Source organism: Bifidobacterium sp. ESL1133 (assembly GCF_058107325.1).
In genome coordinates, this window is record NZ_JBYLUI010000001.1 from 334,315 (window position 1) to 348,424 (window position 14,110).

Below are 14,110 nucleotides of genomic sequence, written 5' to 3' on the forward strand. Positions count from 1 at the left end.
TATCCATGGTTTGATGATCGTTTTGTACTCGCTAGCTTGGATTGTGTGGGAACGTGGGTACGATTCGGTTGCGGATTGGTGATTTGGTGATCGAATCGTATCTGGTTGTGCAGAGGATGGGTTGTTGGGAAGGCGTAGTCGGACTTGTGGGTTGGTTGGTGTCATGGGTTGGTTGGCTGTTAGTCGGCTGTCGGTTGGTGGCTGATATGTGTGCGGCTTGTGAGTTACCGGCCATCACAGGCAAGCCGCACACACCGGCCACCGTTGCACACATTGCACAGCACTGGACGGCATCGAACAACATCTCACAAGACCGTGTGTTTAGTTGGTAGTGATGTGGTGTTGTTTGCGCTTCAGGATCGTGATGATGGTGGCGAGCAGGGCGGCGACAACAAGGCCGATGAGTGCGATGGTGGCTGCGGTGGCGGTGCCTCCGGTGAACGGCAGGGTGTTGACGGCTCGGTGGTAGATGACGGTGATTTCCTTGGTGTCGTTGCCGCCGTCCACGAGGTTGTAGCCGATGGTGAGGCCGGTGTTGGCGTAGAGGGCGGTTGTGGTGTTGGTGGTGTAGTGGGGGATGGTGGGGTTGTCGATGGCGAAATTGAGGTTTCTGCTGTTGCCGGTGACGGTGCGGAATATGACGGTCGGGTCGCCGCCCGGATATGCCCAGTCTCCCGGCACGACGATGGTTCCGGTGTCTGGTCTGGTGGTGTAGTCGTGGGTCAGGGTGATGGTTTTGCTCTGGTCGGGGCTTAGCGTGTTGCCTTGGTCGTCTTTGTAGTGGACGATGAGGGTGGCGTTCCAGGATTCGTGTTTGGGAACGGTTTTCCAGCAGGTGATCCAGTAGTCGGTGTGGCCTGCGGGGTAGACGGTGTTGATGGTGCAGGTGGTGGTGTTGCAGGTGGTGCCGGGGCTGGTGGAGCCGACGTAATATCCGTTTGGAATACGGCTGCTTAGGGTGGTGTTGAGTGGGTCGTCTTGCCGGCCGTTGAAGGTTTGGTTGAGTTCCGTGTGTTCGATGGTGTCGAGGCTCCAGTGGACGGTGGCGCTGGCTGCTGGTTTGATGTAGGTGATGGTGGTGACTGAGTCAGTGGCGTTTTGTAGGTCGCTACCGTAGACGGGGGTGCCTGCCCAGTTGGTGGGGTTGTTGGGTGTGGCGATGCGTGTGTTGGGGTTCCAAGAACCATTGGTGACGGTCACGTCGTAGCCCGGTTTGTCTGGCACGTACACACCGGAGTAGGCGGGTTGGGTGTTTCCGCCGTTGTAATAGTTACCGTTCAACATGTAAGAGTTGAGCTGCCCCTCAGGAATGGGCAACAATGCCTCAACACTTGCGCATGCAGCTAATTGAGCATGGCTGTCTGGCTTGATCGAGATATTCTTAGGAGTGCATTTGCTACTTGTGGAGTGTCGGTCGACACCTCTGAGAGCGAGTACCACCTTCCGGTATCTGGTTCCTACTGGTGCATTTCCTATCCACGAGTTGAAACCGAAATAAGCCGAGCCGTTACTCACGGTTTCATAGGTGATGTTTTGGGTGACGTCGCCTTGGGCTGCGCTGCCGTTGGAGTAACGAAACTGCGTGGTGTTCCTGGCGGTGTAGTCGCATGCGAGGTATGAGTAGATTTGGTTCACTGGTGGATGTGATCCGAGGTATTGGGTGAGTCCTGCGTCTTTGTAGAATTCGAGCCGCATGCTGAATGCGTCGGTGAGGTTGACATTACATGCGCCACTGCCGCGAAGTAGTGGGTTGTTGTCGGTTTGAGGTTGTGGGCTGCCGGGTTTGTTGAGTACTTCGGGTTCGGCTGGTTTTGGTTCGGGGACTGCATTTACATCTGTGGGTTGTGGTTGGTCGTCGCTGGCTGTGTCAAGCAGTGGCGAGTTGGGTGAGAGCCCTGGTGTCGGGACGGGGTTTAGCGGTTCAGTCTCGCGGGGGGGGGGTGATGTTCGAGGCTTGTTCACTGTTTACGCTGGAAGGTGCCGTGACATCAGACGTGGTGTTCGTGGGAGCTGCAGTTTGGCTGGCAGCGGTATTGTCTTCGGATGCGACGGCGCTGAGCCCGGTGGGGATGAGAACTGCTGCGCAGACCAGCAGTGCCAAGGCAATGCGCGCGTGATAACTGCGGGTTGGTGTGCTGGTGTGGCGGCCTGTGGTGGTAGGCAAGGTCATGCGAACGATTCCTCCATGTGTGTGCGCCCGAACCACTTGGCGACAACTGTGCTCTTCCATGTGCGCACCGGTTCTTGCCTTGCGGGTAGAGCAAGCGCGCAGTGTTATGAGTAAATGATATATACAGACTGTGACATAAATAACACATGATAGATTTCGTATGAATTGAGCCGCTTATAAATGGGTGGGCATAGTTTCGTGACTGATGCGACCCTACGCAACCGTAACTTTGGCCTGACGCTCAGGTATAGTGGCAGCATGCTCAGAGAATTTAAATTGGATCCGGTCAGTAAGACAACCGAGAAGGACACTATCTTCTCGCTGCTGTCGCGACGCGCCGAGCGTGACCCTGAAGGTCTTATCGCCCAATGGCAGGATACCAAGGCATACAACTGGCACGATGTCACTGCGGAGCAGATGCTCGAGCGTGTGCGAGCCGTGGCCAAAGGCATGATGAGCCTGGGCGTGTCCAGCGGCTCCATGGTGGTCATTTACGCATCCACATCCTACGAGTGGGGAGTGGTTGATTTTGCATGCGCCGCGATTGGTGCAGTGAGTGTGCCGGTCTACGAGACCGATTCCGCCCAGCAGACCGGCTCCATCGTCAGCGCTGTCAAGCCGGTCATCGCCTTCGCCGGCGACTATGAACATGCCCAGACGCTCGAGGACCTGCGCCAGCGGCAGGAAGGCCTCGAATACGTGTTCAACATGGGGGAGGGTGGCCTCGACGCCGTAGTCGATTTCGGCCGCTCGGTGAGCGACGCTCAGCTCGACCAAGCCATCGACCGTGTCAGTGCCGATGACGTGGCCACCATCGTCTACACGTCAGGATCCACCGGTGCTCCTAAAGGCGCAATGCTCTCGCACCGCAACTTCATGGTCATCGTGTTCATCGGTTGGGTTGTGCTCAAAGACATGCTCTACAATCCCAGCCGCCTGCTGCTCTTCCTACCGCTGGCGCACTGCTTCGCGCGCTACATCCAGTACGTTGCCATCGGATCCCAAGGCGTGGTTGGGTACACGTCAAGCACTAAGCGTCTGCTGCCCGACCTGCGCAGCTTCAAGCCCACGTACCTGCTCGGTGTGCCGCGTGTGTTCGAGAAGGTTTATAACGCCGCATCACAGAAGGCCGGGGCCGGACTGAAAGGCAAGGTATTCGCAGCAGCGTTCGACCATTTCAACCAGTGGTCGCGCGACGAGCAGGAAGGCCGCAAGCACAGCCTCAAAGCCAAGGCGATGCACGGCTTCTATATGAAGACCGTTGGCGACACCGTACGTTCTGCCATGGGACCGAACCTCAAGTACTTGGCTTGTGGCGGTGCCCCCATGAACGCCGATTTGGCGCACTTCTTCAACGGTATCGACGGGGTTACCTTCATTCAGGGATACGGCATGACGGAAACTGCCGCGCCGTGCATCGTCAACTTCGAAGATTTCAACAAGGTCGGGGCGGTCGGCCGTCCCGGCAGCGGCATTGCCATCAAACTGGCGGACGACGACGAGCTGATGATCAAGGGCGAAAGCGTGTTCCTTGGCTACTACCAGCAGCCCGAACTCACTGCTGAAGTGCTGGGGGACGACGGCTGGCTCAAGACCGGCGACATCGCCCAGATTGACGACGATGGCTTCGTCTACATCACCGGCCGCAAGAAGGACATCATCATCACTGCAGGCGGCAAGAACATCAGCCCGGCTCCCATGGAAGACACCATCGGATCGTGCCCCATCGTGGCACACGCCGTGGTCGTGGGTGATGGCAAGCCGTTCGTCTCAGCGCTCATCGAACTGGAGCCGGAGATGCTGCGCTCGTGGTTGCGAGGTCACGGCTTGGATGAGCGCATGCCGATGAGTGAGGTTGTGGAGAACGATGCGGTGCGCGCCTGCGTGCAGCAGTATGTAGACCAGGCCAACAGCAAGGTTTCTCGGGCCGAGTCAGTGCGTAAGTTCGTGATTCTCGACAGCGAGTTCACGCAAGATGCCGGCACGCTGACACCGAGCATGAAAGTGGTACGTCCCGCCGTGCTGAAGCAGTATGCTGATGTGATCGAGCATCAACTGTACGCGCCGAAAACCGCACACGCGCAGTAGCTGGTAAGGTTGGCGGAAGCTGATGTTGCGTTCAGCCAAGCCTCGTCAAGACTTCTAAGGAGTAAGTGAATTGTCGTTACGTGAAATTCGAGTTGTCCCTGATCCGGTGCTGCGCACCCCATGCGACCCGGTGCGTACCATTACGCCGCAGGTGCATCGCCTGGTGCAGGATTTGCTCGACACGGTGGACGATCCCGGCCGTGCAGGCCTTTCTGCCAACCAGATTGGTGTAGGCCTGCGTGTGTTCTCGTACAATATCGAAGGCAAACTGGGGTATGTGATCAACCCGGTGCTTGAGGAGACCAGTGGCGAGCAGTACGGCGAGGAAGGCTGCCTGTCGGTGCCGAACCTGTGGTACAAGACTCGGCGTGCCGACTATGCCCGTGTGCGTGGCATCAACCTGGATGGCAAGACCATCGTGGTGGAGGGTCGCGGCATCATGGGTCGCATGCTGCAGCACGAGACCGACCATCTTGATGGCCACGTCTACCTTGACCGGCTGGAAAAAGAGGAGCGCCGCGAGGCCATGCGCCAGCTGCGTAATAACAAGTAAGCAACAAATAGGCAGGCAGTATTTAGTGACGGGGCCTGCCTGTTGATGTGCGTATAACGAGCTGAATCGGTGCTGTCTCGTGACGGTGGCTTATGCTTTTGCTTTCAATGAGTCTCAGGGTTTTCGTTGCAGCCGCTTCGGCCATGTCGCGCGGCCGTTGACGGATGGTTGTCAGGCCGACTTCCTTGGCGAATTGGCTGTCGTCGAATCCTACGATGGAGACATCTTCAGGCACGGAGAATCCATGCCTTGGAAGTGTTGAGAAAAAGGGGATAGCCGGTTCGTCGTCAAGGAAGCAGATTGCCGTAGGGGAGTCGCCGTCGCGCATGAGTTCGGTGAGTGCCGTGTCGAATTCGGAGTTTGCGCTGTATCTGATGGAGGTGCCGTGCAGTCCCAGTGTGGCGCACATGTTGCTGAAAGCACGAGGACGAGCAGCCGAACTGTAGTTCAGGTTCGTCAGAAAAGCAGGATAGAGGTATAGCAGGTTACGGTGCCCCAGTTTTGCCAAATGACGCACAAGCATGTTGACTCCCAAAACATCATCGATGTTGATTGATGCTGCGAGGCCTTCTCGCGAAGAGGGATTGATACCGACAATGGGTACTTTGATGGAGCGCAAACGCTGTATCTCGCTGCTGTTGGTGTCGAATGAGGAGATGACGACGGCATCGACGTTACCGCGTACAGGTAACTCTGCAAAAAACTTTTGCCGCTCGGCGGTGTTGGTTATTGGATAGATGGCCAGGTCATATCCGGCCTTGCTGAACACGGAGTTTAAGCCTTCTATGATGTGTGCGGTGAACCAAGTGATTTCACTGCTACCGATGAGCAGAGCCACACGGTAGGAATGCCCTGATTTCAAGATTCCCGGCGTTCGCGATATGGAGAAGTCAAGCTTTTCCGCGGTTTCCAACACCGAGGAGAGTGTTTTTGGCGAGAGCTTGTCGGGGTGTGAGAACGCACGGGATACTGTTGCGGTCGAGACACCGGCTTGTTCGGCGACGTCGGAGATGCTCGCCTTGCGTTGACGGTTATGTGTGTTCTCCATGTTGCTCCTTGGTTGTCGAGCATATAGTACCCCTAAATGCCGTTAAGTGTAAAATCGTTATGCAACGGTTTACATGTAACGACACGCCATGTTTTAAAAAGCAAATACGGATTTTCGAGCGAAATGTAAAGCTTTTCAAGATAAAACGTTTACATTTGCAATATGAGAATTTGCTTCATGCTTGAAAACAGTAGTATTTTGGAGACCACATACTTTTACAAGGAGGTAATGGATGAATATTCGTAAGTTCGCTTCAGCGGCGGTTGCAACCGTGTGCATTCTGGCGACCGCAGCATGCGGTGGCTCAGGCAGCGGTGCGTCAGGTACCACAGACACCAAAACCGATAAAGGTATGAAGACCATCGGTACGACCGTGAAGTACGACCCCAATCACTTGGTCAACAATGGAAAGCCGATTACCCTTGAATACTGGTCTTGGGGAACCAAAACCACTGACCCGGTGTTCAAAATGATCAACGAGTACGAGAAGATCTACCCGAACGTGAAATTCACTACGAAGAACGTACCTTGGGCTGATTATTGGACCAAACTGCCGCTTGCCTTGCAGGGCAAGAACGGGCCGGCGCTGTTCAATATTCACAATTCCTACGATTCGCTGGTCCAGCCCTACGCCGCAGACTACGACATCCCTACCAAAGACCTGGAAAAGGACTACAGCACTGCCAATGTGCATGAGGATGCCAACGGCAAAGTAAAGTATATCGATTCTGTTCTGGCAACGGGTAGCATCTACTATAACAAGAAGCTTTGGTCTGCTGCCGGTCTTACCGATGCCGACTATCCAAAGACATGGGATCAGTTCATTCAGGTGGCGAAGAAGCTTACCAAGAGCGACGGCGACAAGATGACTCAAGCCGGTTTCAACATCAACGGTGAAGCGTACAAAGCCATTTTCCAAGGTCTCAACTATCAAAAAGGCGAGCTGCTCTTCGACAAGGACGGCACGAAAGCCAACTTTGACAATGCAACCACTGCCGAGAACATGCAGTTCCTCAAGGATCTTTACGATAAAGACAAGATAGGTTCCATTAATTTCGGTAATGATTACATCGCAAGCTTCGGTCAGGGGCAGAGCGCCATGGTGTACGCCTGGGGCAGCATTCAAGGCACGTTGAAAGACAAATACCCCGACATCGAATATGGTGCCTTCCCAACTCCGACATTTGACGACAAGGTGCCTTTCGCATACGACCGTTACAACGGCGAATCCACTCCCTGCGTCAATTCCCGCCAGTCCAAAGAGCAGCAGGCCGTAGCTCAGGACTTCATCAAGTATATTCTCGCCAACGATGATTACATCCGCTCTGCATCCGATCTGCTCAACGGTTTCCCCGCAAAGGTGAGCGTGCAGGACGATGCAAAGATTCTTGCTCAGCCCGGTATGTCTGGAATAAAGGACCGTCTCGATCGTCTGATCTGGCCGGGACCCGTCCCTGCGACTGTGGAGAACACCGGCATCAAGACCTTCGAGAACGTGTTCCAGAAGGACATGCCCATTGACCAGGCGCTCAAGACTGGTCAGAAACAAATGGATGAGGACATGAAGAGTTCAAAGTTCCAATCCAAGGAAAGCAAATACGTTCATTTCGATGAGCACAAGTAGGCCATGATTGAGCGTTGGTGTGGTGGTCTCGGCAATCAGCTTCGAGACCGCCACACCATCATTGTGCAGATGTAAAGGAGCATGGATGGAAGTGGAAAAGAAGCATTCGGGAGCGTCGCTCGGGCGCATATTTTCGATGCGCAATGTAGCTGTCGTATTCTTTGTGGTGTACTTCGCTATATTCCTGATTTACCCGATTTTCAAGGCGTTTGCAGGCAGCCTGCACGACTGGAACCCACTGGTTGGGCAGTATGACTGGGTGGGGTTTGCCAATTTTAAGCAGATTCTGGGCGATAAACTGTTCTGGAATTCACTGCTCAATACTGCGGTCTTCGTGCTTGCCGCCACTGTATTTCGCGTACTTATCGGTCTGGCTTTGGCTCTGCTGCTCAGCTCGAAGCTCATCAAGTTCAAGGATACGCTCCGTGGCCTGTTTTACATGCCCACCATCACTCCTCTCATTGCTGTGAGTTTTGTATGGATGTGGATGTTCGATCCGCAATTCGGCATGATCGACAAGGTTACCGGTCTCAATATCAACTGGTTGCACGACACTAAATTTGCCATGCCTGCAATCATCCTAATGACCATCTGGAAAGATTTTGGTTATGCGGTGGTTCTGTATCTGGCCGGTATCATGAATCTGCCCGATGACGTTTACGAGGCCGCGCAGATTGACGGCGCCAAACCAAGCCAGATCATGTTCAAGATTACGATACCTCTGCTGAAGCCGACTACCTTGTTCATCATCATTACATCGTTGATCAGCTATCTGCAAGCCTATATCCAGATCATGGTCATGACCAAGGGCGGACCGGGAACGTCCACGTACACCATTAGCTACCTGATTTACGATCAGGCATTCCAGAAATACAACTTCGGCGTAGCCTCAGCGATGAGCGTGGTGTTGTTCATCTTCACTGCAATCCTGACCTGGCTCATGTTCAAGGTGTCGGGCGAGGAGGACATGTCATGACGAAAACAAGAAAAATTGGGGGATGGGTTGCCACCGCGCTGCTGTTCATCATCGCGCTCATCACCATTGTTCCGTTCCTGTGGATGTTCATCTCCTCCTTCGCTCCCAACAGCGAGATCGTGAAAGTCGGAGGCAGTATATTCCCCAAGCCCTCGACGCTGGACAATTACGTAGGGATTCAGAACAAGTTTGACTTTCTGAGATTGTTCGGCAACTCGCTCTTCGTCTCGGTAGTAAAGACCGTAATCATGATCTACACCAGTGCTGTGCTGGGGTATGTGTTCGCCAAGATGAAGTTCCGCGGGCGCAACCTGCTGTTCGGTATTGTGCTGGGAACGATGATGGTGCCGTGGGCTGTGACCATCATTCCCCAGTACGACATGATGACCAAAGCCGGATTGCAGGATTCCTATTGGTCATTGATTCTGCCTGGCATGATCAGCGCCTTTGGTGTGTTCCAATTCCGCCAAGCGATTTCGGGTATCTCCGACGAACTCATAGAGGCGGCCAAGCTTGACGGTGCAGGAGATTGGAAGATCTTCCATAGCATCATATTGCCTATGAGCCGCAACACGGTCGCATCTCTTGCCATCTTCCAATTCCTATGGAACTGGGAAGATTACCTGTGGCCGTTCCTCATGATCACCAGCGATAAGAAGCAGCTGCTTTCTGTCGGTTTGCAGTCGTTCAACGGGCAATACGGTACGGATTACGGTGGATTGTTCGCCGCGACCTCCTTGGCGATTATTCCGGTTCTGCTGGTGTACCTTATTTTCCAAAAACAGTTCATTTCGGGTATCTCAGCTGGAAGTGAAAAGTAGACCATCAAGGTCACATGGTTGGTGGTGCAGAAGGTCTCGGCTTTCTGCACCACGTATATGTGCTTATCAGTGAAGGGGTAGAAGTGCGTTCAACAATCGAAGGGAAATCACGTTCGGGCGTGGCAAGTTCCGTGGTTCGGGAACATAATATATTACAAGGGAAGCAATGGAGGATAACGTTCCTCACCGAGTCGCTCTTTCGTTATGAATGGTCGGATTCTGGTGTATTCGAGGATAAACCCACCTCACTCGCCAAGAACCGGAACTTTGCGGGAGCAGTGGATTTCAGTGTTGAAGAGCGTAGTGGATGGCTCAGCATTCGAACTGAGCATCTTCGCGTCAGCTACAATCGTCAGGCTCCCAGCAAGGAGGGCTTCAGCGTTGTTGTTGCCGGGGTGAGTAACAGTCAAGCCAATACGTGGCACTATGGGGATCGCCCCAGCGGCAACCTCGGAGGTACCGCTCGTACGCTGGATGAAGCCGACGGTGCCATCGCCATTGAATCCGGCGTGATCTCGCGTGACGGTTGGTCGGTACTCGATGATTCAGAGAGCATGATTTTCTCTGACGATGATGTAATGATTCACCCACGCGATCATGCCGAGACTGATCTGTACTTCTTCGGGTATGGTCATCGTTATATAGAGGCGATACGGGATTTCTACAGGCTTTCGGGGAACACCCCGCTCCTGCCGCGGTTTGCCATGGGCAACTGGTGGAGCCGGTTCTATCCATATACGCAAGATGAATATATAAATCTTATGGATCGCTTTGATGCACAAGGTATTCCCCTCACGGTCTCGGTCATAGACATGGATTGGCACCTCACCGACATCGATGCCAAATATGGTTCCGGGTGGACTGGATACACGTGGAATAAGGAGCTTTTCCCGGACCATGTGCGCTTCCTCGATGAGGTACACCACAGAGGCCTGCGTACCACGCTTAACGTCCATCCCCGTGACGGCATCAGAGCCTTTGAGCAGCCTTACGCTGCCGCCGCTGCGGTGATGGGTGATGACATTGCAGCCGGGGAAGACATCGAGTTCGATTTAACCAATCCGCGCTTTGTAGAAGCCTATATGGGCATGCATCACGACTTGGAGCGCGAGGGTGTTGATTTCTGGTGGATTGACTGGCAACAGGGTGGTGTGACTCGGCAGCCGGGGCTTGATCCTCTGTGGGCATTGAACCGTCTGCACTACCATGATGCCAAGGATCAAGGCTGCACCCCGCTCATCTTCTCACGCTATGCAGGGCCCGGCTCCCATCGTTATCCGGTCGGTTTTTCCGGAGACACCATCATTTCATGGAAATCCTTGAGATTCCAGCCCTACTTCACCGCAACGGCCTCCAATATCGGGTACGGTTGGTGGAGCCACGATATTGGTGGGCATATGCTGGGCTACCGGGATGATGTGTTGGAGGCTCGCTGGTATCAGCTTGGTGTGTTCAGTCCCATCAACCGTCTGCATTCCAGTGCCTCTGCTTTCAGCGGCAAAGAACCGTGGAATTTCTCTTCGCAAGTTCGCGAATCCATGACTCAAGCCTTGCGGCTGCGCCACAGGATGATTCCATATCTGTATTCCATGAATTACCGTGCCTCGTTGGAGGGGCGGCCGATTGTCGAACCGATGTATTGGCAGTCTTCCGAGATTGCCGCGGCATATGAGGTTCCTGACGAGTTCAGGTTTGGCACGCAGCTGCTGGTTGCCCCTGTGGTCACTCCCGACGATGCTGCTGCTCAAGCAGGGGCGACGGACGTATGGTTCCCCGAGGGACGTTGGTTTGACTGCTTTGACGGCAGGCAATACCATGCGCAGGGCGAGCATGGTGCATCGATGCGCGTGTGGCGCACCATCGATCGCATTCCGGTGTTTGCTCCTGCTGGCGGAATTGTTCCTATGCAGCGTCTGGAACATTGCGACCAAGAGCATAACGCCCGCAAACGTATCAACGACATCAGCAATCCGGAAGAGCTGGACATCATGGTATTTCCTGCCGCGGCAGGATCGTTCACTCTATGTGAAGACGGTGGAGAGCCCGGGATCGATGTTGCCCGCACATGTTTAAGCTTGGGCGTTCCGCAAGTCGCGGAGGGCGTGGGAAGCTTCGTCATCGCCCCTGTCGAAGGCGAGGTGCGTTCGGTGCCGGGTTGCAGGACGTGGAATATCACGGTGCGCGGAGTGGGCAGGCCCCAAGATCCGTGCCGGATTTCGGTTGGCGGTGTCGCTGCGGCTTGTGATGCGGCATACGATGAGCGGACGTTGAGCTATACCGTAACGGTTCGCAATGTCGATGTGATGCAGCGAGTGGTGGTTGATTTTCCTGCGGACATGCGTGTGGCGGAGAACCCGGTGCAAGAGGATGCATATGAAGTGCTGCTTCGGGCGCAGATGCCGTTCGAAGTCAAGGACAAGGCATTTGCAGCCGTCAAGAGGCTTGGGGTCGGTGCCCTGTCCACGTTGCAGGCGTTGACCGAACCAAGTGGGACGCCCAAGACCGCAACGCATGTGGGCAAGGGCGCCGATGGTTCACTCGGTGTCATGCCCATGACCGTCTTCTCGGAACTTATGGAGATTATGACGCGTACTGATGAATCCTGAGGAGGTTCGACAGGCAACGTGCGTGGCGCATGTTCGATGTGCTCGGATGTACACTCGACGCACAACCATATATGCCGTCTGTGGTATTCTTGCACCCGTATGCGTCAACGGTTTCAACGACTGTCACGAGTCAGAGAAACCACCCATATGTAACCTACCCGGCGCATAACAACGCGTCATGCTCGTGATGACCTGTGTCGGTCGGTTCTCTTCGGAGTGCTGCACGCAGTGTTGCATGGCCAGGCAAGAACCGACAGAAAGGTATTATCATGGCTCAAATCACTATGAGCGAAATGCTGAAGGCTGGCCTTCACTTTGGTCACCAGACCCGTCGCTGGAACCCCAAGATGAAGCAGTACATCCTGACTTCCCGCAACGGCATCCACATCATCAACCTGTTCAAGTCGCTCGACATGATCGACACTGCCTACGATTTCATCAAGACCACTGTGGCGCACAACGGCTCGGTGCTTTTCGTGGGTACCAAGAAGCAGGCTCAGGAAGCAGTAGCGGCTCAGGCCACTCGCGTCAACATGCCGTATGTGTCCGAGCGTTGGCTCGGTGGCATGCTCACCAACTTCCAGACCGTCTCCAAGCGCGTTGCGCGCCTGAAGGAGCTCGAGGAGATGGACTTCTCCGATGTGCGTGGATCTGGTCTCACCAAGAAGGAGCTGCTGCTCCTCGAGCGTGAGAAGAACAAGCTGGAGAAGCAGCTGGGCGGTATTCGCAACATGAACCGCACGCCTTCGGCAATGTTCGTGGTGGACATCAGCAAGGAGTCGCTGGCTGTCGAGGAAGCTCACAAGCTGGGCATCCCGGTCGTGGCCGTGGTCGACACGAACACTGATCCCGACACCGTTGACTACCCGATTCCGGCCAATGACGACGCCATCCGTGGCATCGAGCTGCTGACCAGCCTCATGGCAGACGCCGTGGCTGAAGGTCTGCTCGAGCGTTCGGGCAAGGCTGCGAAGACCGACGACAAGGCCGAACAGCCGATGGCCGCTTGGGAAAAGGATCTCCTCGCCGACAAGGCTGAGGGTGAAGCCGCCCCGGCCGCAGAGGGTGACGCCAAGGTGGAAGAGTCTGAGGCCAAGTAACCAGCGTATGGGCGAGTCCCATACACCAGCGTTTGCCGGCACATGGTGCCTTCGGGTGCCCGCCGGCAAACAATACTGATTCTGATAAGGAGACATGATGGCAGCAATCACAGCAGCTTTGATCAAGCAAGTACGTGACGAGACCGGCGCCGGCATGATGGACGTCAAGAAGGCGCTCACCGAAGCCGAGGGTGACGTGGCTCGTGCCAAGGAAATCATTCGTGCCACCGGCATTCAGGCCGCAGGCAAGCGCGAAGGCCGCAGTGCTCAGGAAGGCACCATTGCCTCCCGCGTGGTCGACAACGGCAACGGCCAGATCGGTTACGCCGTTGAGCTGAACTCGGAGACCGACTTTGTGGCCAAGACCCCGAAGTTCGTTGACTTCGCCGACAGTGTGCTTACCAACGCCATTGCGGCGGATGCATCCAACGTTGACGAGGTACTCGCCGCAAAGTCTGACGACGGCACGGTGAAGGCAAGCGTCGAAGAAGCGGCAGCGCTCTTCGGCGAGCATGTCAAGGTCGGTCAGGTCGCCAAGATTGAGGGCGACAAGGTCGAAATCTACGCGCACAAGAAGTCCGCCGAGATGCCGCCGAGCATCGTGGCCATCGTGGCCACCGATGAGGCTGGTGCTGCCGTGGCTCACGAGGCTGCGCTGCAGATCTCCGCCATGGGTGCCAAGTGGCTTTCTCGCGAGGACGTACCGGCCGATGTGGTCGAGTCCGAACGTCGCGTGGCCACTGAAAAGTCACAGGCTGAGGGCAAGCCCGAGCAGATCATCCCCAAGATCGTGGAAGGCCGTATGAACGCCTTCTACAAGGACAACGTGCTGCTTGAGCAGGCGTATGTCAAGGATGGATCCAAGTCCGTCGGCGATCTGTTCAAGGAAGTCGGCGGCAAGCTGACATCCTTCGCTCGCATCGAGGTCGGCAAGGGCGAGGCAGAAGCTGAGTAAGCTCTGTTGTGTGGTGCGCTGCATAATGTGAGTGAAAGCTTGATAGTGCGCAGCGCGATATGTACGGGAAGCGGTACTCTTCGGAGTGCCGCTTTTCGCATAGTTGGAACGATTTGCCGCGCCCGCACTCATGCCGTGTATCGGTGTTCTCTGTCGGAACGAACCGGTA

General features: G+C 55.2%; 10 protein-coding genes and 1 pseudogene. 8 read left to right on the plus strand and 3 right to left on the minus strand.

Going from position 1 to position 14,110, the window contains the following annotated elements; translation table 11 throughout:
• Nucleotides 1-321 precede the first annotated feature (321 nt).
• Both AC3B5A_RS01320 and AC3B5A_RS01325 read right to left on the minus strand, forming a co-directional pair.
• Nucleotides 322-1,695, minus strand: a complete 1,374-nt coding sequence (locus AC3B5A_RS01320) for a hypothetical protein (RefSeq protein WP_489798210.1) — start codon at nt 1,693-1,695, stop codon at nt 322-324.
• Between the two features lie 226 nt (nt 1,696-1,921).
• The gene (locus tag AC3B5A_RS01325) at nt 1,922-2,170 is read right to left on the minus strand and encodes a hypothetical protein (RefSeq protein WP_489798212.1); all 249 of its coding nucleotides are present in this window, start codon (nt 2,168-2,170) and stop codon (nt 1,922-1,924) included.
• A 258-nt stretch (nt 2,171-2,428) separates the two neighbouring features.
• On the opposite strand from AC3B5A_RS01325, the pseudogene AC3B5A_RS01330 reads away from it, so the two are divergent.
• Nucleotides 2,429-4,240: pseudogene (locus AC3B5A_RS01330) on the plus strand (AMP-dependent synthetase/ligase); the annotation flags it as partial.
• Nucleotides 4,241-4,328: 88 nt separating this feature from the next.
• Nucleotides 4,329-4,811 (plus strand): peptide deformylase, encoded by a 483-nt coding sequence (gene def, locus AC3B5A_RS01335; protein ID WP_489798214.1) that lies wholly within the window; start codon nt 4,329-4,331, stop codon nt 4,809-4,811.
• A gap of 22 nt (nt 4,812-4,833) precedes the next feature.
• On the opposite strand, the gene AC3B5A_RS01340 is transcribed toward def, so the two are convergent.
• Entirely contained in the window at nt 4,834-5,859 is a 1,026-nt protein-coding gene (locus AC3B5A_RS01340) for a LacI family DNA-binding transcriptional regulator (RefSeq protein ID WP_489798216.1), read from the minus strand.
• A gap of 232 nt (nt 5,860-6,091) precedes the next feature.
• Between AC3B5A_RS01340 and AC3B5A_RS01345 the strand changes: the two genes are divergently transcribed.
• The 6 genes from AC3B5A_RS01345 to tsf all read left to right on the plus strand — a co-directional run bounded on the left by AC3B5A_RS01345 (nt 6,092) and on the right by tsf (nt 13,941).
• A complete protein-coding gene (locus tag AC3B5A_RS01345) occupies nt 6,092-7,483 on the plus strand; it encodes an extracellular solute-binding protein (RefSeq protein WP_489798217.1) in 1,392 nt (463 codons plus the stop codon).
• A gap of 85 nt (nt 7,484-7,568) precedes the next feature.
• The gene (locus tag AC3B5A_RS01350) at nt 7,569-8,459 is read left to right on the plus strand and encodes a carbohydrate ABC transporter permease (RefSeq protein WP_489798219.1); all 891 of its coding nucleotides are present in this window, start codon (nt 7,569-7,571) and stop codon (nt 8,457-8,459) included.
• Nucleotides 8,456-9,280 (plus strand): carbohydrate ABC transporter permease, encoded by an 825-nt coding sequence (locus AC3B5A_RS01355; RefSeq protein ID WP_489798221.1) that lies wholly within the window; start codon nt 8,456-8,458, stop codon nt 9,278-9,280. Before AC3B5A_RS01350 ends, AC3B5A_RS01355 begins: the two co-directional genes overlap by 4 nt.
• Before the next feature lie 95 nt (nt 9,281-9,375).
• The gene (locus AC3B5A_RS01360) at nt 9,376-11,886 is read left to right on the plus strand and encodes a glycoside hydrolase family 31 protein (protein WP_489798500.1); all 2,511 of its coding nucleotides are present in this window, start codon (nt 9,376-9,378) and stop codon (nt 11,884-11,886) included.
• Between the two features lie 269 nt (nt 11,887-12,155).
• The gene (gene rpsB / locus AC3B5A_RS01365) at nt 12,156-12,986 is read left to right on the plus strand and encodes a 30S ribosomal protein S2 (RefSeq protein WP_489798222.1); all 831 of its coding nucleotides are present in this window, start codon (nt 12,156-12,158) and stop codon (nt 12,984-12,986) included.
• Between the two features lie 97 nt (nt 12,987-13,083).
• Nucleotides 13,084-13,941, plus strand: a complete 858-nt coding sequence (tsf, locus tag AC3B5A_RS01370; protein ID WP_489798224.1) for a translation elongation factor Ts — start codon at nt 13,084-13,086, stop codon at nt 13,939-13,941.
• Nucleotides 13,942-14,110 lie beyond the last annotated feature (169 nt).